Source organism: Streptomyces sp. 1-11, assembly GCF_007176755.1.
Classification (GTDB): domain Bacteria; phylum Actinomycetota; class Actinomycetes; order Streptomycetales; family Streptomycetaceae; genus Streptomyces.
The window spans coordinates 649,064-669,572 of record NZ_BJTV01000001.1 but is presented as its reverse complement, the minus strand read 5'-3'; the positions used below and the strand labels follow the sequence as shown (position 1 = coordinate 669,572).

General features: G+C 71.8%; 20 protein-coding genes. 12 read left to right on the top strand and 8 right to left on the bottom strand.

The genetic code is table 11. The features are described 5' to 3' along the window. The first annotated feature begins 43 nt into the window (after positions 1-43). The 4 genes from TNCT1_RS03025 to groL all read left to right on the top strand — a co-directional run bounded on the left by TNCT1_RS03025 (position 44) and on the right by groL (position 4,141). Positions 44-988: a polysaccharide deacetylase family protein gene (locus tag TNCT1_RS03025; protein WP_174266123.1), complete on the top strand. Its 945-nt coding sequence runs from the start codon at positions 44-46 to the stop codon at positions 986-988. After that, a complete protein-coding gene (locus tag TNCT1_RS03020; RefSeq protein WP_373920453.1) occupies positions 985-1,830 on the top strand; it encodes a polysaccharide deacetylase family protein in 846 nt (281 codons plus the stop codon). Before TNCT1_RS03025 ends, TNCT1_RS03020 begins: the two co-directional genes overlap by 4 nt. A 253-nt stretch (positions 1,831-2,083) precedes the next feature. After that, on the top strand, positions 2,084-2,392 hold the full coding sequence (groES, locus tag TNCT1_RS03015; RefSeq protein WP_020132158.1) for a co-chaperone GroES: 309 nt from the start codon (positions 2,084-2,086) through the stop codon (positions 2,390-2,392). Between the two features lie 123 nt (positions 2,393-2,515). Next, entirely contained in the window at positions 2,516-4,141 is a 1,626-nt protein-coding gene (gene groL / locus TNCT1_RS03010; RefSeq protein WP_143627831.1) for a chaperonin GroEL, read from the top strand. A gap of 103 nt (positions 4,142-4,244) precedes the next feature. Here groL and TNCT1_RS03005 read toward each other — a convergent pair whose 3' ends face one another. Beyond that, positions 4,245-4,727 (bottom strand): carboxymuconolactone decarboxylase family protein, encoded by a 483-nt coding sequence (locus tag TNCT1_RS03005; protein WP_143627829.1) that lies wholly within the window; start codon positions 4,725-4,727, stop codon positions 4,245-4,247. Between the two features lie 190 nt (positions 4,728-4,917). On the opposite strand from TNCT1_RS03005, the gene TNCT1_RS03000 reads away from it, so the two are divergent. Next, positions 4,918-5,835: an RNA polymerase sigma-70 factor gene (locus tag TNCT1_RS03000; protein ID WP_143627827.1), complete on the top strand. Its 918-nt coding sequence runs from the start codon at positions 4,918-4,920 to the stop codon at positions 5,833-5,835. 85 nt (positions 5,836-5,920) lie between these two features. Here TNCT1_RS03000 and TNCT1_RS02995 read toward each other — a convergent pair whose 3' ends face one another. Continuing rightward, a complete protein-coding gene (locus tag TNCT1_RS02995) occupies positions 5,921-6,136 on the bottom strand; it encodes a hypothetical protein (protein ID WP_143627825.1) in 216 nt (71 codons plus the stop codon). A gap of 24 nt (positions 6,137-6,160) precedes the next feature. After that, the gene (locus TNCT1_RS02990) at positions 6,161-6,634 is read right to left on the bottom strand and encodes a DUF3293 domain-containing protein (RefSeq protein ID WP_160160372.1); all 474 of its coding nucleotides are present in this window, start codon (positions 6,632-6,634) and stop codon (positions 6,161-6,163) included. A 367-nt stretch (positions 6,635-7,001) separates the two neighbouring features. Here TNCT1_RS02990 and TNCT1_RS02985 point away from each other — a divergent pair, with 367 nt between their 5' ends. Beyond that, the gene (locus TNCT1_RS02985) at positions 7,002-8,066 is read left to right on the top strand and encodes a hypothetical protein (protein ID WP_143627821.1); all 1,065 of its coding nucleotides are present in this window, start codon (positions 7,002-7,004) and stop codon (positions 8,064-8,066) included. 36 nt (positions 8,067-8,102) lie between these two features. On the opposite strand, the gene TNCT1_RS02980 is transcribed toward TNCT1_RS02985, so the two are convergent. The 3 genes from TNCT1_RS02980 to TNCT1_RS02970 all read right to left on the bottom strand — a co-directional run bounded on the left by TNCT1_RS02980 (position 8,103) and on the right by TNCT1_RS02970 (position 10,378). Continuing rightward, complete coding sequence (locus tag TNCT1_RS02980; RefSeq protein WP_143627819.1) at positions 8,103-8,810, bottom strand: ester cyclase; 708 nt, start codon at positions 8,808-8,810, stop codon at positions 8,103-8,105. A gap of 73 nt (positions 8,811-8,883) precedes the next feature. Continuing rightward, positions 8,884-9,657 (bottom strand): SDR family oxidoreductase, encoded by a 774-nt coding sequence (locus TNCT1_RS02975; protein WP_143627817.1) that lies wholly within the window; start codon positions 9,655-9,657, stop codon positions 8,884-8,886. A 52-nt stretch (positions 9,658-9,709) separates the two neighbouring features. Then, positions 9,710-10,378 carry an MOSC domain-containing protein gene (locus tag TNCT1_RS02970; protein WP_143627815.1) on the bottom strand — a complete coding sequence of 223 codons (669 nt, stop codon included), beginning with the start codon at positions 10,376-10,378 and terminating at the stop codon, positions 9,710-9,712. A gap of 80 nt (positions 10,379-10,458) precedes the next feature. Between TNCT1_RS02970 and TNCT1_RS02965 the strand changes: the two genes are divergently transcribed. Further along, positions 10,459-11,358 carry a LysR family transcriptional regulator gene (locus TNCT1_RS02965; RefSeq protein WP_143627813.1) on the top strand — a complete coding sequence of 300 codons (900 nt, stop codon included), beginning with the start codon at positions 10,459-10,461 and terminating at the stop codon, positions 11,356-11,358. 221 nt (positions 11,359-11,579) lie between these two features. On the opposite strand, the gene TNCT1_RS02960 is transcribed toward TNCT1_RS02965, so the two are convergent. After that, the gene (locus TNCT1_RS02960; protein WP_143627811.1) at positions 11,580-11,909 is read right to left on the bottom strand and encodes a WhiB family transcriptional regulator; all 330 of its coding nucleotides are present in this window, start codon (positions 11,907-11,909) and stop codon (positions 11,580-11,582) included. 381 nt (positions 11,910-12,290) lie between these two features. Here TNCT1_RS02960 and TNCT1_RS02955 point away from each other — a divergent pair, with 381 nt between their 5' ends. The 4 genes from TNCT1_RS02955 (at position 12,291) to TNCT1_RS02940 (ending at position 16,979) form a co-directional block, all read left to right on the top strand. Next, complete coding sequence (locus tag TNCT1_RS02955) at positions 12,291-12,902, top strand: response regulator transcription factor (protein ID WP_003948568.1); 612 nt, start codon at positions 12,291-12,293, stop codon at positions 12,900-12,902. Positions 12,903-13,482: 580 nt separating this feature from the next. Then, a complete protein-coding gene (locus tag TNCT1_RS02950) occupies positions 13,483-14,070 on the top strand; it encodes a sigma-70 family RNA polymerase sigma factor (protein WP_143627809.1) in 588 nt (195 codons plus the stop codon). Between the two features lie 164 nt (positions 14,071-14,234). Then, positions 14,235-15,740: an IMP dehydrogenase gene (guaB, locus tag TNCT1_RS02945; protein WP_143627807.1), complete on the top strand. Its 1,506-nt coding sequence runs from the start codon at positions 14,235-14,237 to the stop codon at positions 15,738-15,740. Between the two features lie 114 nt (positions 15,741-15,854). Beyond that, entirely contained in the window at positions 15,855-16,979 is a 1,125-nt protein-coding gene (locus TNCT1_RS02940; RefSeq protein WP_143627805.1) for a GuaB3 family IMP dehydrogenase-related protein, read from the top strand. A gap of 100 nt (positions 16,980-17,079) precedes the next feature. On the opposite strand, the gene TNCT1_RS02935 is transcribed toward TNCT1_RS02940, so the two are convergent. After that, the gene (locus TNCT1_RS02935; RefSeq protein WP_143627803.1) at positions 17,080-18,288 is read right to left on the bottom strand and encodes a nucleotide sugar dehydrogenase; all 1,209 of its coding nucleotides are present in this window, start codon (positions 18,286-18,288) and stop codon (positions 17,080-17,082) included. A 287-nt stretch (positions 18,289-18,575) separates the two neighbouring features. Between TNCT1_RS02935 and TNCT1_RS02930 the strand changes: the two genes are divergently transcribed. Beyond that, positions 18,576-20,282 carry a glycerol-3-phosphate dehydrogenase/oxidase gene (locus TNCT1_RS02930; RefSeq protein WP_143627801.1) on the top strand — a complete coding sequence of 569 codons (1,707 nt, stop codon included), beginning with the start codon at positions 18,576-18,578 and terminating at the stop codon, positions 20,280-20,282. Positions 20,283-20,509: the final 227 nt, after the last annotated feature.

Genomic DNA, 20,509 nt, shown 5'->3' with positions numbered 1-20,509 from the left:
GTCGGGCCGGGTTCGGCACCGGGGCCTGCGAGGATCCGAGACCATGCGAGAAGTAGTACAAAATGACAAAAAGCGGGCACGTGGCAGGCGTGCGCGTCTCACGCGGACCGCCCTCCGCTGCGGGGCGGCCGCCCTGGTCTCGGCCGCCTTCGCCGCCGGCTGCGGCTCCCCGGAGCGGGCACCCGGCGGCCACCCGGGCCCCAGCCGGAACGCCGGCCAGGGCGGCGCCCAGGCGCTGAGCCCCGAGGCGCGCCGCGCCGCCGAACGGGCCCGGCTGGCCGCCGCCGCCCAGCGCTGGAAGCTGGCCGCGGTGCCGCTCACGGCCCCGGCGCCGCCCGCCGTCAAGCCGCGGATCACCCCGCGCGACGGCTTCGAGGTGGACGGTCAGGACGAGGAGAACCTGCCCCCGGTCTTCACCACCGTCCCGACCAGGGAGAAGGTCGTCTTCCTCACCATCGACGACGGCGCCGAGAAGGACCCGGCGTTCCTGCGCATGATGAGCGACCTGAAGATCCCCTACTCGGCCTTCCTCAGCGACTACCTGGTGAAGAACGACTACGGCTACTTCCGCCGGATGCAGTCCCAGGGCCACACCCTCAACAACCACACCCTCACCCACCCGTACCTGCCCGGCCTGTCCTACGAGGAGCAGCGGCACGAGATCTGCGGCATGCAGGACGTCATGCGGAAGCAGTTCGGCAAGGCGCCCACCGTCTTCCGGCCGCCCTACGGCAACTACAACGGCGACACCCTGCGCGCCGCCAAGTCCTGCGGGATCAAGTACGCGCCGATCTGGGACGAGGAGGTCTTCGTCGACCACTGGGAGTACCGCGACTGGGACCGCAGCCTGCACCCCGGCGACATCGTGCTCACCCACTTCCGCGGCCGCGACGAGTGGGACGGCACGATGGTCGACGACATGCGCAGGTTCCTCGACAAGGTCACGCGCGAGGGGTACGCCGTGGCACGCCTGGAGGACTACCTGTGAGGCGCCTGGGGCAGCCGGCGGGCGGGCCGCTACGGGCGCGGACCGCGGCGGCCGCGCTCGCCGCGGCTCTCCTGCTCGCCGGCTGCGCCCAGTCCGTCGACCCCATCGAGCGGCTGGGCAAGCGGGCGGCCCAGGGCGCGCGGCAGCCCACCCCGGCCGACGGCGCGGCGTACCGCCGCTGGGGCCTGACCGCACCGCTCGACACCCCGCCCAGCCACCCGGCCCGGCCCCTCGGGACCCGCCGGACGGACGCCGCACCGCCCCCGGTCGTGGACCGCGTCGGCACCTCCGACCGGGTCGTCTTCCTCACCTACGACGACGGCGCCGAGCGGGACCCGCGGTTCGTCGACATGGTCCGCGAACTCCGGCTTCCGGTCAGCTTCTTCCTCACCGACAGCGTCGTGGGCCCCGGCTACGGCCACTTCGCCCGGCTGCGCGCGGTGGGCGCCGCGATCGAGAACCACACCCTCGACCACCCGGCGCTGCCCGGACTGCCGTACGCCGGGCAGCGCGCCGAGATCTGCGGCCAGCAGGACAGACTCGCATCCCGCTTCGGTGTGCGCCCCCGCCTCTTCCGGCCGCCCTACGGCACCTACGACGCCACCACCCTGCGCGCCGCCGGCGGCTGCGGCATCTCCACCGTCGTCCTGTGGCGGGCCGCCCTGGAGTCCGACGGCATCGTCTACCGCGGCGGCGCGCACCGCCTGGGCCCCGGTGACATCGTCCTCGTGGGCCCCGACGAGGCCGCCGGTCCCACCCTGACGCAGCGCACCATCCGCCTGCTGCGCCACCTCCAGAGGGAGGGCCTGACCGTGGCGCGCCTGGAGGACTATCTGGCCTGACCACGCCCGCCGCCGGCCTGTCACCGGCCCGCCGCCGACGCCGTGCACCACCCCGGCGGGGCCGACGCGCCGCACCGCCATTGGCACTCCGCTTGACCGAGTGCTAATCGCGGTCATAGTCTCGGCTCTGGCACTCGGCAGACGAGAGTGCCAGACACGCGACGGGCAGGTCCGGCACCCGCGACGACGGATCCACCTGGTCGCCACCTCAGACAGTTAACCCCGTGAGATCTCCGAAGGGGGAGGTCGGACCGTGACGACCACCAGCTCCAAGGTTGCCATCAAGCCGCTCGAGGACCGCATCGTGGTCCAGCCGCTCGACGCCGAGCAGACCACCGCCTCTGGCCTGGTCATCCCGGACACCGCGAAGGAGAAGCCCCAGGAGGGCGCCGTCCTCGCCGTGGGCCCGGGCCGCTTCGAGAACGGCGAGCGCCTGCCGCTCGACGTCAAGGTCGGCGACGTCGTCCTGTACAGCAAGTACGGCGGCACCGAGGTGAAGTACAACGGCGAGGAGTACCTCGTCCTCTCGGCTCGCGACGTCCTCGCGATCATCGAGAAGTAAGTCACCTCGAGCACTTTTGATGCTTGACGCTGCGCCCCTGGCCCCCGCGACCACATAAGAAGCCGGGCGCCCGGGGCGCAGTGCCTTTTTCACCCACAGATTTCCGAGAGGGCTCCCGCTGTCATGGCGAAGATCCTGAAGTTCGACGAGGACGCCCGTCGCGCCCTCGAGCGCGGCGTCAACAAGCTTGCCGACACGGTGAAGGTGACGATCGGCCCCAAGGGCCGCAACGTCGTCATCGACAAGAAGTTCGGCGCGCCCACCATCACCAACGACGGTGTCACGATCGCCCGTGAGGTCGAGATCGAGGACCCGTACGAGAACCTCGGCGCCCAGCTCGTGAAGGAGGTGGCGACCAAGACCAACGACATCGCTGGTGACGGCACCACCACCGCCACCGTGCTGGCCCAGGCGCTGGTGCGCGAGGGTCTGCGGAACGTGGCCGCCGGCGCCTCCCCTGCGCTGCTCAAGAAGGGCATCGACGCCGCGGTCAAGGCCGTCTCCGACGACCTGCTCGCCTCGGCCCGCCCGATCGACGAGAAGTCCGACATCGCCGCCGTCGCCGCGCTGTCCGCCCAGGACCAGCAGGTCGGCGAGCTGATCGCCGAGGCCATGGACAAGGTCGGCAAGGACGGCGTCATCACCGTCGAGGAGTCCAACACCTTCGGTCTGGAGCTGGACTTCACCGAGGGCATGGCCTTCGACAAGGGCTACCTGTCCCCGTACTTCGTCACCGACCAGGAGCGTATGGAGGCCGTCCTCGACGACCCGTACATCCTGATCAACCAGGGCAAGGTCAGCTCCATCCAGGACCTGCTGCCGCTGCTGGAGAAGGTCATCCAGTCGGGTGCCTCCAAGCCGCTGCTGATCATCGCCGAGGACGTCGAGGGCGAGGCCCTGTCGACCCTGGTCGTCAACAAGATCCGCGGCACCTTCAACGCCGTCGCGGTGAAGGCCCCGGGCTTCGGTGACCGCCGCAAGGCCATGCTGCAGGACATCGCCACCCTCACCGGCGGCACCGTCATCTCCGAGGAGGTCGGCCTCAAGCTCGACCAGGTCGGTCTGGACGTGCTGGGCTCCGCCCGCCGCGTGACCGTCACCAAGGACGACACCACGATCGTCGACGGCGGCGGCGACTCCGCCGACGTCGCGGGCCGCGTCAACCAGATCAAGGCCGAGATCGAGAACACCGACTCCGACTGGGACCGCGAGAAGCTCCAGGAGCGCCTCGCGAAGCTGGCCGGCGGCGTGTGCGTGATCAAGGTCGGCGCCGCCACCGAGGTGGAGCTGAAGGAGAAGAAGCACCGTCTGGAGGACGCCATCTCCGCGACCCGCGCCGCGGTCGAGGAGGGCATCGTCTCCGGTGGTGGCTCCGCGCTGGTCCACGCCGTCAAGGTCCTCGAGGGCAACCTCGACAAGACCGGCGACGAGGCCACCGGTGTCGCGGTCGTCCGCCGCGCCGCCGTCGAGCCGCTGCGCTGGATCGCCGAGAACGCCGGCCTTGAGGGCTACGTCATCGTCTCCAAGGTGGCCGAGCTCGAGAAGGGCAGCGGCTACAACGCCGCCTCCGGCGAGTACGGCGACCTGATCAAGGCCGGCGTCATCGACCCGGTCAAGGTCACCCGCTCCGCCCTGGAGAACGCCGCCTCCATCGCCTCCCTCCTGCTCACGACCGAGACCCTGGTCGTCGAGAAGAAGGAAGAGGAGGAGCCGGCCGCGGCGGGCCACGGCCACGGCCACGCCCACTGAGGCACCCCGGCGATGAGGCCCGGCACCCTTCGGGGTGCCGGGCCTCCCGCTTTTCCGCCCTCTCCCGGAACGCTCCCCGCCGTCCCCCGGGACCGCCCGCCGGTCAGCCCGACAGCCGGTCGAACATCCCCGGCTGGTACGAGCCGCCCGGGTTGTGCACGATCACGTTCATCCGGGTGGACGCGTTGACCAGGGCGATCACGCAGACCAGCGCACCGGTCTGGTCGTCGTCGAAGTGCTCGCGCACCCCCGCCCACGTCTCGTCGGACACGCCCCGCTCACCGAGCCGGGTGCCCTCCTCGGCGAGCGCCAGCGCGGCCCGCTCGGCGCCGGTGAAGACGGTGGAGTGGCGCCAGGCGGCGACCAGGCCGAGCCGGAGCGCGGACTCCCCGGCGGCCGCGGCCTCCTTGGTGTGGAGGTCGACGCAGAAACCGCAGCCGTTGAGCTGACCGACCCTCAGCTGGACCAGCTCCCGCAGGGTCTTCGGCAGCGTCGAGTCCTCCAGGGCCAGCGAGGTGCCGTAGAAGCGCTTGACGACCTTCGCCGCGGTCGGGCTTTCGAGCAGCAGGTTGAAACGGGGTTCCATGACCTTGTCCTCACTTCGTGCGGCACCGCGGCGCATCGTCCGCGGCGTCCTGACGACCACGAGACGCCGCCCGCCCGGCCCCTGTGACAGCACGGCGATGTGACGCGGCCCACCCGCCGCCGTGTCACAGACCGGACCCCTGCGGCGTCATGTGCGTGACGACGGACGAGAACCGACAGGGGAGCCGGCCATGACCGAGCACAGCGCGCACAGGGACGACACCGCCGGGGCGCCCGCCGGCCCGGACCCCGCCACCCGGACGTTCGTCGCCCACCGCAACCTGCTGTTCACCGTCGCCTACGAGATGCTCGGCTCGGCCGCCGACGCCGAGGACGTCCTCCAGGAGACCTGGCTGCGCTGGGCCGGCGTCGACCTCGGCACGGTGCGCGACCGGCGTGCCTACCTGGTCCGCATCACCACCCGCCAGGCGCTGACCCGCCTGCGCACGCTCCGCCGCCGCAAGGAGTCCTACGTCGGCCCCTGGCTCCCCGAGCCGCTGCTGACCGCGCCCGACGTGGCCGACGACGCCGAACTGGCCGACAGCGTCTCCATGGCGATGCTCCTGGTGCTGGAGACGCTGACGCCGACCGAACGCGCGGTGTTCGTCCTGCGCGAGGTGTTCGGCCTGGAGTACGACGAGATCGCCGGGGCCGTCGACAAGAAGCCACCGGCGGTCCGCCAGATCGCCCACCGGGCCCGGGCCCACGTCGCGGCCCGCCGTCCCCGCGAGACCGTCTCACCGGACCGCGCCCGCGAGGCGCTCGCGGCGTTCCGGCGGGCCGTCGAGACGGGCGACCCGCGGCGCCTGCTCGAGCTGATCGCACCGGACGTCGTCCTGCTGACGGACGGCGGCGGAGTCGTACGCGCCGCCCTGGAGCCCGTGGTGGGCGCCGCCCCGGTGATCCGGCTCCTCACCAGGATCTCCACCACCCTCTCCCTCCGGCCCGCCCAGATCAACGGCCACCCGGCCCTGCTCGCCCACCGCGGCCCCGACCTCGACACCGTCCTCGCCCTCCGCCTGGACGCCGGCCGCATCACGGGCCTGTACGCGGTCCGCAATCCGCAGAAGCTGTCACGCATCGGCAGGGAGACGGCGATGAGCCGGTGAGCCGCGGCCGGGGGAGCGGAGCCGGGAGATCTCGACGTCCCGTCTTGTCAGCCCGGCCACCGTGGCCGCGGATACCGGCTGATACTCACCCACCAGCGCAGCCCGTGCCCTCCACGTGCGGGCTGGCCAAACGGCGCAGGGGCGACGTCCTGTCCCAGACGTGCCAGCGCTCACCGCACACCGGGTCGGTCGCGTACGTCACCTCGGCCGGGAAGCCGTCGACCTTGACCCGCTCGGCCGGAGGGCCGGCGAGACGTCTGCCGCAACGCGGACAGTGATCCGGCGTACGCATCGGGTACATGCCCACAGCTCTCCTCCACCTGCCTCAACGCCTGTCGGAACCTGCGGAGCGGCCCCGCTCGGAGACCGCCCACCCGCTCACCTCGGCGGCCTCGGTGCCGCAGGTCAGGACGCGCCAGGCGTCTGGACTCCAGGCGAAGATCGCGTCCTGGCCGAAGCGGCGGCCCAGGTCGCGCGCTGCGGCGTCGCTCATGCCGACGACGGCCACGCTCTCCTCGCGATGCGTACCGCCCGCATCACCTCCCACCGCGGGCCACCAGGTGAGACCGCGCTGGTGGACCTCGTCGAGCAGCAGGGACTGGGCTTGCACGTTGGCGTCGTCCGACGCGGTGCGGCCCAGGGGGTTCCAGGCGGTGATCACATGGACGATGCCGCCGCCCGCCGCGGCCGGGAAGGCACCCTCGGCCTTGCCCGCAGGACGAGGTTCGACGTGAACGGTCCCGTCCGGGAACCGGATGGTGACGACCGCGGTCCGGTAGTGGTTCCAGTTACGGGGCATGACGGCTGCGTCGACGGCGTGCACAAGGGCCTCCTGTAGGACGAAGACCCCCTTACAGGTCGTGCAGGGAGATCGGTGCTTCACTCCGACCCGCCGCGTTCGATCGGATCGTTCAAGCCGCAACATTTCATGATCGTGACCTCGGAGCAAGGGGATCGCGAAGATCTTGCGGGAGACCGACACGGGTGTTAGCTTCCCGCTCGGTCGTGTGATCCAGCGCCGAACCTGGGCCCGCTGGGGGACATCACACCCGGGCGCGAGCTGCCCCGGGCGTCGGCCGGCCTGCGCGAGGTGCGCGGGAAAACGCAGATCACCGGGGTGCGACAGTGCGCTACCGGGGTCCTACGACTCCGGGAGGCTGCTCGACATGCCCGTACCCTCCGAGACCGCGCCAGGCTGCGACGGCCTTCCGCTCATCGATCACGCTGCCGCGCGGGAGCTGTTCCGCACCGCCGAGTGCACCGGCCTCGGCAGACCCGGAACCGACGAGATCTTCGACCAGTGGCTCGACAGCTTCAGCGACATCGCCTTCTACCGCAACGGGGACCTGCCCGTGCAGGCACGACAGGTCGACGCGAGCGACAGGTGGGTGCCGGAATCGCTCGGCAACAGCCGTGTCGGAGAAGCCCGGCTGGAGGCGGTCTTCCTCAACCCCGCGCAGCCCGCTCCCGCGCCGGAGAGCAAGCAGGCGGAGGCGCGCTCGAAGACCGAAGAAGCCGACGAGACCGAAGAAGCCGACGAGACGGACGAGATCGACGAGACGGACGAGGCCGACGACGAGACGGATACCGGCTGCGACGGCATGCCCGGCCTCTGCTGGCACTGCGAGGACGACAAGGAGCGCTACGCGAAGATCGACTACAGCAGAGGACCAGAGGACGAGGACGATGACCCCTATGTCCTCCAGTTCGTGAACACCTACCCGGGCGGCATGGGCGAGGATCCGTCCTACGGCCTGGGCGGTGAACTCCCGCCGGACCTCCGGACGAACTCGATCGAGGGCCTCACCGTCCTCACCGAAGCCGCCCAGAGGAAACTGGACACGGAACGCTGGGAGGTGGAGGGGCCATGGCGCCTGGACGGCTTCTCCTGCGAGAGCGACCTCGTCGACCCCGACGGTGAAGACGAGGAACCCGACGTCTCCGACGACGAGCCGGGCTGGGAATCGGACGCGATCCGCTACTACGCCGAGATCGACGACGAGGACGACGTCCCCGTCCTGCAGATCACCGGAGCCCGCTGGGGAGAACTCCACGTCTTCTACCGTGAACCCGTGTCCGTCCCCGGCGACGAGCCCCCGGACACCGGCACCGTGGACGGGCTGCGCACCGTCCTGCGACGGGCGACCGAGCAGGTCGGCGAAGCGGGTCACCGGATGGACGGCGGCTGGACCCTCCACTGGTCCCGTTGCTACGTCCTCCTGGCCGGCTGATGCCGGGGCGCGAGGAGAACGGCGCGACGGCGTCCCCTACTGCTCCAGCTCGTCCAGCGCCCCCAGCTGCTGCATCAGCCCGAGCTGGTCGTGCTGCCACCAGGTCTCGGTGATCTTGCCCTGGGGGTCGAAGCGGAAGAGGGTCATGCCGGTCATGGTGACCTGTCGGCCGGTCGCCGGGATGCCCAGGAAGTCGCCCTTGTGGGTCGCGAGCCAGGTCCAGCGCGCGCACGCCTGGTCGCCCTGGGCCAGCACGTCGTCGACCGTGAAGGCGAAGTCGAAGGCGGCCCGCCACATCCGGTACTCGCTGCGCACGCTGTCCAGCCCGATCGTGTCCTGCGGGTTCACCGGGTCGTGGCTGTGGACGTCCTCGTCCAGCAGGTCGTTGAGCGGCGGGAGGTCGCCCTCGCTCTCCAGGGCCGCGAAGAGCCGCCGCACGGACTCCAGGCCCAGCTGCTCGTCCCGGACGACGTCCAGGTCGGTGAAGGTCGGTGCCTCTTCGCACAGGGCGGCCATGTTCCGGAAGATTCTGCCGGTCTCCGGGAGGTTCGAGTTCCGCATCGCCTCCTCGTACGACGGGAACTCCACCACCTCGACGATGTGCGACGCGTCCGAGCGGTCCCTCGCGACCACCGCGTGCGTCGCCGTGCGCTTCCCCTTGCTCTGGGTGACCCAGTCGTCCATCAGCCGGTTCATCTCGTCCAGCCGGCTCGTCCTGCACTCGATGAGCTGTACGAAGGTCATGTCACCGCCTCCGGCCCCCCTGGTCGGGTACCGACCCGACCATTTTCCCACCGGAACGGCGGCGCCACCCTCGCTACTGGGGCCCGTACTTGCGGCCCGTCCGCGAGCTGATCCCGCCCAGGAGAACGCGCGGGGTGACCTTGACCAGCCCCATCAGCGCCTTGTAGCGCGGGTCCGGAATGGACAGCGACTTGCCGCGCGCGAGGTCGGCCAGCGCCGCGGCGACCAGCTTGTCCGCGTCCAGCCACATCCAGCCGGGGATGTTGTCCGTGCCCATCCCCGCCCGCTCGTGGAACTCGGTGCGCACGAAGCCGGGGCACAGCGCCATCAGCCGGACCCCGCTGCCGGCCAGGTCCTTCGCCGCGCCCTGGGTGAACTGCACGACCCACGCCTTGGAGGCGCCGTAGGTGCCCCGGGGCAGGAAGGCGGCCACGGACGCCACGTTGACGACACCGCCCCGGCCGCGCTCCCGCATCGCCGCGGTGGCCGCCGAGGTCAGCCGCAGCACCGCCTCGCAGTGCACCTTGAGCATCTTCAGCTCGTCGGCCATGGGCACGTCGAGGTAGCGGCCCTTGTTGCCGAAACCGGCGTTGTTGATCAGCAGGTCGACCGGTTTGCGCCGGTCGCCTAGCCGGTCGGCCACCCTCTCGATGCCCTTGTCCTCGGCGAGGTCGGCGGTGAGCACCTCCACCTCGACGCCGTGCCGGTCGTGCAGCTCGGTCGCCTGCTCGCGCAGCCGCTTGGTGTCCCGCGCCACCAGGACGAGGTCGTGCCCGTCAGCCGCCAGGCGCCGCGCGAAGGCGGCACCGATCCCCGCGGTCGATCCCGTAATCAGAGCCGTTGTCATGGCCCAAGCGTAGTGACCCGGAGCGAGCGCGTCCGCCGCCGGTGACGGCCGCTCAGCGGGCCTGGGCGGCGACGTACTTGCGGGCCTTGGCCAGGCTCTCCGGGTGCAGCGCCGCGCCGGCCGCGAGCAGCCGGGGCAGCAGTTCCCGCTCGGTGGTGACCGCGCGGAACTCCATCGCCGCCGTCACCCCGTGGTCCGGCCGGTGCACGATCTCGATGGAGTCGCCCGCCCGTATGCCGCCCGGTTCGATCACCCGGAGGTAGGCGCCGGTCGCGCCCTTCCGGGTGAATCTCCTCACCCATCCCCGTTCGGCCAGATGGCCCTGAAAAGTGCGGCACGGGATGCGGCCGGAGGTAACCTCCAGCACCACCTCGGAACCGATCCGCCAGCGCTCGCCGATCAACGCGCCGGACACGTCGATACCGTCCGTGGTGAGGTTCTCGCCGAAGCAGCCGTCGGCCAGCGTCCGGCCCAGCTCGCGCTCCCAGTCGTCGAGGTCCTCGCGCGCGAAGGCGTACACCGCCTGGTCGTCCCCGCCGTGGTGGCGGGTGTCGCACACCGCGTCCCCGGCCACCCCGCTCCCGCCGGTCCCCTTGGGACCGGGCGCCGCCACCCGCACCAGCCCGTCGACGGGCCGCTTGTCGATGCCCGTCACACCCTGCGGCTGGTCCGTGTACGGCACCGGCCGCGGGCGGCCGACGTTGACCGAGAGAAGCTTCATGGCCGCACGGTACGGGAACCGGACCCAAAGCGTCGACGCGATTTCCGGCGCCGGGCCCAAGCCCGGCTTATGCTTCAAGGGTGATCGAGGCCCGTCATCTGCGCGTCCTGCGCGCCGTCGCCACCACCGGCTCCTTCTCCGCCGCGGGGCGCGAGCTGGGCTGCACCCAGCCGGCCGTCAGCCAGCAGATGAAGGCGCTGGAAGCCTCGGTCGGCACCCCGCTGCTGGTCCGCAGCGGCCGCGAGATGCGCCTGACCGAGGCCGGTGAGGCCCTGGTCCGGCACGCCTCCGGCATCCTCGCCGGGCTCACCGCCGCCGAAGAGGAGGTCGCCGCCATCGCCGGCCTGCGCGCCGGCCGGGTGCGGCTCGTCTCCTTCCCCAGCGGCAGCTCCACCCTCGTGCCCACCGCCCTCGCCGCGCTCCGCGCCGCCCACCCCGGCACCCGCGTCTCCCTGGAGGAGGCCGAGCCCCCGCGATCCGTGGAGCTGCTGCGCGAGGGCGACTGCGACCTGGCGCTCGCCTTCCGTTACGAGGGCGCGGCCGCCGCCGAGGAGTGGGACGACCTGATCGTGCGGCCCCTGCTGACCGACCGCCTGGTCGCCCTGGTGCCCGAACGGCACCCGCTCGCGCGCGCGGAGTCCGTCGGCATCGGCGAGCTGGCCCGTGAGCCCTGGATCGCGGGCTGTCCGCGCTGTCGCGGCCAGCTCGTGGAGGTGTGCGAGGGGGCCGGCTTCACGCCCCGCATCGACTTCGCCACCGACGACTACCCGGCGGTGGCCGGCCTGGTGGGCGCGGGACTCGGGGTCGCCGTCCTGCCCCAGCTCGCGGTGGAGTCGGTACGGCCGAGAGGAGTGCGCACGGTGGAGCTGGAACCGGCGGTCCGGCGGCAGATCGTCGCCCTCACCCTGCCCGACCTGGCACAGGTGCCGGCCGTGGCGGCGACGCTGGAGCAGCTGGCCCGGGCGGCGGGGCGGGCGTAGGGGGCACGGCGGGGCGGGCGTCGGGGTCACGGCGGGGCGGGCGGTCACGGCGGCGAGAGGCAGACGGTCACGGCGGCGGAGTCAGACGGTCGTGGAGGCAGAGTCAGACGGTCACGGCGGCAGAGTCACGCGGTCACGGCGGCAGAGTCACGGGCACGCGCGTGGCGTGCCCGGTGGGGATGGGAAGCACCCGGTGGTCTGTGGGTGCAGAAACGTTTCCTTCATTGATGAGGGGCGGTGTCGCCGCTGGTGGTCGAGGCCGCCACCAGGCGGTTGCGGGCCCGCCCCATCAACTCCTCACGCTCGTCCTCGGTCAGGCCGCCCCAGACTCCGTACGGCTCGCGCACAGCCAACGCGTGCGCGGCACACTCCGCACGGACCGGGCACCTCATGCAGACCTCCTTGGCCGAGTTCTCTCGAGCGCTCCGAGCCGCCCCGCGCTCGCCCTCAGGGTGAAAGAAGAGCGAGCTGTCCACTCCGCGGCAGGCAGCCAGGAGCTGCCAGTCCCACAGGTCCGCGTTCGGTCCGGGAAGGCGGGAGAAATCTGCCATTACGTGACCCCTTGTAGCCGTTCTGGGCGGATCCGGTGCCAACGACCGTACATCTCCGGTCTAAGGAGATGAAAATATGACTCATTGCGAATCTAGCCCCAGACACCGAGAAACGGGAGCAAAAGCGACTAAATGGGGCATGGGATGTGATGAAAAGTTGAGAGTCCGTTGGGCATGTCTGCACCGTGTCGAGACCCTCACGTAGAGTGCCGAAGACGGCATGCAGCCCCGTAACTCTTTCGAGTGACCGTCGTTGAGAGTGCGGAGGCGGTTGAAAACACAAGCGCTCGGGCAGGCGTCCGAGTCGGTCGACCGCACAGGTGACGATTCCCTACCAGCCTGGAGGCTCAAGGTGACGTGCATCAGCTGCGGAGGGCGGTCATGACATCCGTCCTCGTCTGCGACGACTCCCCGCTTGCCCGAGAGGCGCTCCGTCGCGCGGTTGCCACCGTGCCCGGCGTCGAGCGTGTGACGACGGCGGCCAACGGCGAGGAAGTCCTCCGCCGCTGGGGCGCCGACCGCTCCGACCTGATCCTGATGGACGTACGCATGCCCGGCCTGGGCGGCGTCGAGACCGTGCGCCGGCTGCTGTCCGCCGATCCGGGCGCGCGCATCATCATGCTGACCGTCGCCGAGGACCTCGACGGCGTGGCCCTCGCGGTCGCCGCCGGCGCCCGCGGCTACCTGCACAAGGACGCCTCGCGCGCGGAGCTGCGCGCCACGGTGACGCAGGCCCTCGCCGACCCCACCTGGCGACTGGCCCCGCGCCGCCTGCGCTCGGCGGAGATGGGCGCCGCGCCCACCCTCACCGCGCGCGAGATCCAGGTGCTGGAGGGCATGAGCCACGGCCGCTCCAACGCCGAGATCGGCCGCGAGCTGTTCCTCTCCGAGGACACCGTCAAGACGCACGCCCGCCGCCTGTTCAAGAAGCTCGGCGCCTCGGACCGCGCCCACGCGGTGGCGCTCGGCTTCCGCTGGGGACTGGTCCGGTAGCACGTGCGCCGCGGCGCACGTCCGCGGCCGGCCGGCCCTGGCGGTCCCCGTCCGCCGCACGGCGGACGGGGCGGGGTGCGACCCGAGGCCGGTGCGACCGGGGGTCACGCGACCGCTGGGTACACGGCCGACGCATGTACGGCCGACGGATGTACAGCTGTTCGAGCGAGGTCGCGGCCCGGGACGCGCGCATGGTGACCGTGAGTGACGGTCGCCCTGATGCTCCGGTCGGCTCCCCGGCGGTCCGCCGCGCGATCCGCCGTTCGTCGGACGGCGCGATCCGCCGTTCGCCGGACGGGTTCCGCCGCTCGCGCCCGTGCGTCCGCCGGGGTGCGAGGCGTGCGGCGCCGGGCCGCCGGCGGGCGTGCGCACGGGTCCGGACGAGGTGGCCGGCGGACGCCCGCTGCTCGTTTCGGCGCGGATGCCGCATCCTTGAGATGTGGAGTCTCTCGGGGACGAGTCGGTCGAGCGGAAGGGGAGGGCGCAGGGGATGAGTGCCGGCGCACCTGCTCATAACGCTTCGGTGCACAACCACGAGCACGATGCGACGGACCGGACGGCCGCAGGGCACCATGGACCGATGCGCGACGACGAGGCGGGCACGGCCCATGGGGCGTTCGGTGCGCTCGTGCATCGTGCCGTCGACGGCGACGCGCAGGCCACGCACGACCTGCTGGCCCACGTCCACCCGCTCGCGCTGCGCTACTGCCGCACCCGGCTGTCCCGGCTTCCGGGCGACGCGCGCCACTTCGTGGAGGACCTCGCCCAGGAGGTCTGCGTGGCGGTGCTGCTCGCCCTGCCCCGCTACCGGGACACCGGCCGCCCCTTCGAGGCCTTCGTCTTCGCCATCGCCTCGCACAAGGTGGCCGACCTCCAGCGCGCCGCGATGCGCCACCCGGGCTCCACGGCCGTCCCCTCGGACGAGATGCCCGAACGCCCCGACGACTCCCTCGGCCCCGAGGAGCGCGCGCTGCTCAGCAGCGACGCCGAGTGGGCCAAGAAACTGTTGGCCAACCTCCCCGAGAACCAGCGGGAACTGCTCCTGCTGCGCATCGCCGTGGGCTTGACCGCGGAGGAGACCGGGCAGATGTTGGGAATGTCACCCGGCGCGGTCCGGGTCGCACAGCACCGGGCGCTCAGCCGCCTGCGCGCGCTGGCCGAGCAGTAACACCCCAGGACGGAGCGTCCCGGACTCCCTCCGCTGAACGGGCACGCCCCCGTTCCCGTACGAACATACGAAGCCCGAAGCGGCGCCCTGACGTGGAATTTGCTGACGAACCTTGCCGTTAGCATGGACATCCGCACCGATCAAGGCCATTTGGGGAAGGTGTCATGACTGCAAACGTCGACGGAGTGCCCGGAAAATTCGCGACACTCGGGCTGACCTACGACGACGTGCTGCTGCTGCCGGGCGCATCCGAGGTGCTCCCCAATGCGGTCGACACCTCGTCCCGCATCTCCCGCAACGTGCGGGTGAACATCCCGCTGCTCTCGGCGGCGATGGACAAGGTGACCGAGTCCCGCATGGCGATCGCGATGGCCCGGCTCGGCGGCGTCGGCGTGCTGCACCGCAACCTCTCCGTCGAGGACCAGGTCAACCAGGTCGACCTGGTGAAGCGGTCCGAGTCCGGCATGGTCACCGACCCGATCACGGTGCACCCGGAGGCGACGCTCGCCGAGGCGGACGCGCTGTGCGCCAAGTTCCGCATCAGCGGCGTCCCGGTCACCAGCCCCGCCGGCAAGCTGCTCGGCATCGTGACCAACCGCGACATGGCCTTCGAGAACGACCGCAGCCGCCGCGTGCACGAGGTCATGACCCCGATGCCGCTGGTCACCGGCAAGGTCGGCATCTCCGGTCCCGAGGCCATGGAGCTGCTGCGGAAGCACAAGATCGAGAAGCTGCCGCTGGTGGACGACGAGGGCGTCCTCAAGGGCCTGATCACGGTCAAGGACTTCGTCAAGGCCGAGCAGTACCCGAACGCCGCCAAGGACGCCGAGGGCCGGCTGCTCGTCGGCGCCGCGGTCGGCGCCAGCCCCGAGGCGCTGGAGCGCGCCCAGGCGCTCGCCGGGGCCGGTGTGGACTTCCTGGTCGTCGACACCTCGCACGGCCACAACAGCAACGCCCTGGGCTGGATGTCCAAGATCAAGTCGAGCGTGAACGTCGACGTGGTCGGCGGCAACGTCGCCACGCGCGACGGCGCCCAGGCGCTGATCGACGCCGGTGTGGACGGCATCAAGGTGGGCGTGGGCCCGGGCTCCATCTGCACCACCCGCGTCGTCGCCGGCATCGGCGTCCCGCAGGTGACCGCCATCTACGAGGCGTCCCTCGCGGCCCGCTCCGCGGGTGTCCCGCTGATCGGCGACGGCGGCCTGCAGTACTCCGGCGACATCGGCAAGGCGCTCGCCGCCGGCGCCGACACGGTGATGCTGGGCAGCCTCCTCGCCGGCTGCGAGGAGTCCCCGGGCGAGCTGCTCTTCATCAACGGCAAGCAGTTCAAGTCGTACCGCGGCATGGGCTCGCTGGGCGCCATGCAGTCCCGCGGCCAGGGCCGGTCGTACTCCAAGGACCGCTACTTCCAGGCCGAGGTGGCGTCCGACGACAAGCTCGTGCCCGAGGGCGTCGAGGGCCAGGTGCCCTACCGCGGCCCGCTCGCCAACGTGCTGCACCAGCTCGTCGGCGGCCTGCGCCAGACCATGGGCTACGTGGGCGCCGCCACCATCGAGGAGATGGAGTCCAAGGGCCGCTTCGTGCGGATCACCTCGGCCGGTCTGAAGGAGAGCCACCCGCACGACATCCAGATGACCGTCGAGGCGCCGAACTACAGCAACAAGAAGTGACGCACGCGCGCGCGTGACGGGCATCCACGGCGGCCCCGGAACCTCCGGGGCCGCCGTTGCCTTGCCCGTCGGCGATACTGGAAGACGCTGAACGCATCAGGGAAAGGCCAAGACGTGACTGAGATCGAGATCGGGCGCGGCAAGCGCGGCCGCCGGGCGTACGCCTTCGACGACATCGCCGTCGTCCCCAGCCGCCGTACGCGGGACCCGAAGGAGGTCTCGATCGCCTGGCAGATCGACGCCTACCGCTTCGAGCTGCCCTTCCTGGCCGCCCCCATGGACTCGGTCGTCTCCCCGGCCACCGCGATCCGCATCGGCGAGCTCGGCGGCCTGGGCGTACTGAACCTCGAGGGCCTGTGGACCCGGCATGAGGACCCGCAGCCGCTGCTCGACGAGATCGCCGAGCTGCCCGCCGAGCAGGCGACCCGCCGCCTCCAGGAGATCTACGCGGCTCCCATCAAGGAGGAGCTGATCGGCGCCCGCATCAAGGAGGTGCGCGACTCCGGCGTGGTCACGGCGGCCGCGCTCTCCCCGCAGCGCACCGCCCAGTTCTCCAAGGCGGTCGTGGACGCGGGCGTGGACATCTTCGTGATCCGCGGTACGACGGTCTCCGCGGAGCACGTCTCCTCCTCGCACGAGCCGCTGAACCTGAAGCAGTTCATCTACGAGCTCGACGTGCCGGTGATCGTGGGCGGCTGCGCCACCTACACCGCGGCCCTGCACCTGATGCGCACCGGCGCGGCCGGCGTGCTGGTGGGCTTCGGCGGCGGCGCCGCGCACACCACGCGCAACGTGCTCGGCATCCAGGTCCCGATGGCGACGGCGGTCGCCGACGTGGCCGCGGCCCGCCGGGACTACATGGACGAGTCCGGCGGCCGGTACGTGCACGTGATCGCGGACGGCGGCGTCGGCTGGTCCGGCGACCTGCCCAAGGCGATCGCCTGCGGCGCCGACTCCGTCATGATGGGCTCCCCGCTGGCCCGCGGCACGGACGCGCCCGGCAAGGGCCACCACTGGGGCATGGAGGCCGTCAACGAGGAGCTGCCCCGCGGCCAGAAGGTCGACCTGGGCACGGTCGGCACCATCGAGGAGATCCTCACCGGTCCGTCCCACACCCCCGACGGCTCCATGAACTTCTTCGGCGCCCTGCGCCGCGCCATGGCCACCACCGGCTACAGCGAACTGAAGGAGTTCCAGCGGGTCGAGGTCACGGTCGCGGACAGCCAGCACCGCCGCTGAGCCCGCGGCACACGCGAGAGGGCCGGTCATCCACGGGGTGACCGGCCCTCTCGCGTGCCCTGGGCCTTTCGTATGCCACCGGGGCCCGCCCGGGGCGCTCTCACAGCCGGTGCGCCGCCCCCGTGGGGGCCGCGCCCCGGGTGTCCAGCAGGAGCTGGGCCTTCACCGACAGGCCCTGCAGGTCGTACGTGCGGTGGTGCTGGAGCAGGATCGTCAGGTCGGCGTCGGCGACCGCCTCGTACAGCGCGTCGGCCCGGGGAATCGGGCGGTCCAGCACGCTCCACGCGGGCACGTACGGATCGTGGAAGCTCACGGACGCGCCCAGTTCGGTCAGCCGCGTCGCGATCTCGCGCGCGGGCGTGCCCTGGAGGTCGGCGATGTCCGGCTTGTAGGTGACGCCGAGCAGCAGGACGCGGGCCCCGCGCGCGGACTTGCCGTGCTCGTTGAGGAGGGTGGCCGCGCGCCGGACGACGTACTCGGGCATGCGGTCGTTGACCTGCTGGGCGAGTTCCACCATGCGCAGGGTGCGGGTCGCGTGCCCGGTCAGGTCCTGGGGGAGGCCGTGGCCGCCGACGCCCGGCCCCGGCCGGAAGGCCTGGAAGCCGAACGGCTTGGTCTCGGCGCAGCGGACGACGTCCCACAGGTCGACGCCCAACTCGTGGCAGAGCACGGCCATCTCGTTGACCAGTGCGATGTTCACGTGCCGGTAGTTGGTCTCCAGCAACTGCACCGTCTCCGCCTCGCGCAGCCCGCGCGCGCGGACCACCTTGTCGGTCAGCCGGCCGTAGAAGGCGGCGGCCGACTCGGTGCAGGCCGGGGTGAGGCCCCCGATGACCTTGGGCGTGTTGGCGGGGTTGCGGTCGCGGTTGCCGGGGTCCACCCGGCTGGGCGAGTAGGCGAGGTGGAAGTCGCGCCCGGCGCGGAGCCCGGAGCCCTCCTCCAGCAGGGGACGCAGGAACCCGTCGGTGGTCCCGGGCAGCACGGGTGACTCCAGGATGACCGTGGTGTGCGGGCGGAGCCGCCCGGCGAGGGTGCGGGCGGCCGCCTCGACCTGGCCGAGGTCGATCCCGCCGTCGGCGCCGCGCGGGGTCGGCGCGCAGATCACCGCGGTGCGCACGCGGCCGAGCTGGGCCGGGTCGGTGCCGGGGCGGAAGCCGGTGGAGCGCATCCGGCGCAGCTCGGCGGGGCTGAGCGAGCCGGCCTCGGGGCCGGTGGCGTACCCGATGGTCGGGATGCCTGCGGCGACGGCGGCCTGGGCGAGCGGCAGGCCGTACGGACCGAGTCCGATAACGGCGAGGTCTGCGGGCATGGGGCGTGGGCCGTCCTTCCCAGTAGCCGAAGCGGAACAGGTGCGCAACCGCTGTGAGCAGCATGTACGAGCGCACTGTCACACTAGGAGTAAATATGACCGTGATGTGGGATTGTGTTCGTGTGTCTCCCGGGTGGTTGCGCGCACGTTGTCCACAGGCCGCGGGTGCGTGGTGGCCGACGCAGGGCGTGCCGGTCAGAATCTGGGCATGAGGAGGGGATGAACCGGCTTCGCGCCGCCGCCGATGCGGCCGGCGCGAGCGAGACGTTCGACAGCGGGAGGCAGCGGTGAGGACAGCGACTCTGGGTCCGGCGCAGCGCGCCGAGGCACTGGCGGCGATGGCGGAACGCGAGCTGGACGTGCTGGTGGTCGGCGGCGGAGTGGTGGGCGCCGGCACCGCGCTGGACGCCGTCACCCGCGGCCTGTCGACCGGCCTGGTCGAGGCCCGTGACTGGGCGTCGGGGACTTCCAGCAGGTCCAGCAAGCTCGTCCACGGCGGCCTGCGTTACCTGGAGATGCTCGACTTCGCCCTCGTCCGCGAGGCGCTGAAGGAACGCGGCCTGCTGCTGGAGCGGCTCGCCCCGCACCTGGTCAAACCGGTGCCCTTCCTCTATCCGCTGCAGCACAAGGGCTGGGAGCGGCTGTACGCCGGGTCGGGCGTCGCGCTCTACGACGCGATGTCGATGGCCCGCGGGCACGGCCGGGGCCTGCCCCTGCACCGGCACCTGACCCGCCGTCACGCCCTGCGCGTCGCCCCCTGTCTGAAGAAGGACGCCCTGGTCGGCGCCCTGCAGTACTACGACGCCCAGATGGACGACGCCCGCTTCGTCACCAACCTGGTGCGCACGGCGGTGTCCTACGGCGCGCGGGCCGCCAACCGGGCGCGCGTGACCGGGTTCCTGCGCGAGGGCGAGCGGGTCGTCGGCGCCCGGGTGCGGGACGTGGAGGGCGGCGGCGAGTACGAGATCCGCGCCAAGCAGGTCGTCAACGCCACCGGGGTGTGGACCGACGACACGCAGGCCATGGTGGGGGAGCGGGGCCAGTTCCACGTCCGCGCCTCCAAGGGCATCCACCTGGTCGTGCCCAAGGACCGCATCCACTCCACCACCGGCCTGATCCTGCGCACCGAGAAGTCGGTGCTGTTCGTCATCCCCTGGGGCCGGCACTGGATCATCGGCACCACCGACACCGACTGGGACCTCGACAAGGCCCACCCGGCTGCCTCCAGCGCCGACATCGACTACCTGCTGGAGCACGTCAACTCGGTGCTCGCCGTGCCGCTCGGCCGCGACGACGTGCAGGGCGTGTACGCCGGCCTGCGCCCGCTGCTGGCCGGCGAGTCCGACGCCACCAGCAAGCTGTCCCGCGAGCACACCGTGGCGCATCCGGCGCCCGGTCTCGTGGTCGTGGCGGGCGGCAAGTACACGACGTACCGGGTGATGGCGAAGGACGCCGTCGACGAGGCGGTGCACGGGCTCGACACGCGCGTCGCCGACTGCGTCACCGAGGAGATCCCGCTGCTCGGCGCGGAGGGCTACCGGGCGATGTGGAACGCCCGGGCGCGCATAGCCGCCCGCACCGGCCTGCACGTGGTGCGGGTCGAGCACCTGCTCAACCGGTACGGCTCCATGGCGGAGGAGATCCTGGACCTCATCGCGGCCGACCCGGCCCTGGGCGAGCCGCTGCAGGCCGCCGACGACTACCTGCGCGCTGAGGTCGTCTACGCGGCCTCGCACGAGGGCGCCCGGCACCTGGACGACGTGCTCACCCGCCGCACCCGCATCTCCATAGAGACCTTCGACCGGGGCACCCGCAGCGCCCGTGAGGCCGCCGAGCTGATGGCACCCGTGCTCGGCTGGGACAAGGGCCAGATCGAGCGCGAGGTGGAGCACTACGAGAAGCGGGTGGAGGCCGAGCGGGAGTCCCAGCTCCAGCCCGACGACCTGACGGCCGACGCGGCCCGGCTGGGGGCGCCGGACATCGTGCCGCTGTAGCCGGACCACCCGGACGGGTGACCCGGGACCGGGATCCGCGCTGCCGGCCCGGCCGTTGTACCGGGTGAGAGGGCGCATCGGGCGCCGGGCGGGAGGGGGTGTGGCCTTGAGAGTTGTGGCCGGGATGTCGGGGTCACGGTCGGGTGCGTGTGGCACCGCCCGCGCGTCCGGGCGGCCGGGCCGGGCCGGGGCCGTGCGGCCCGTGCGGGACAAGGGGGCGCCGGCGT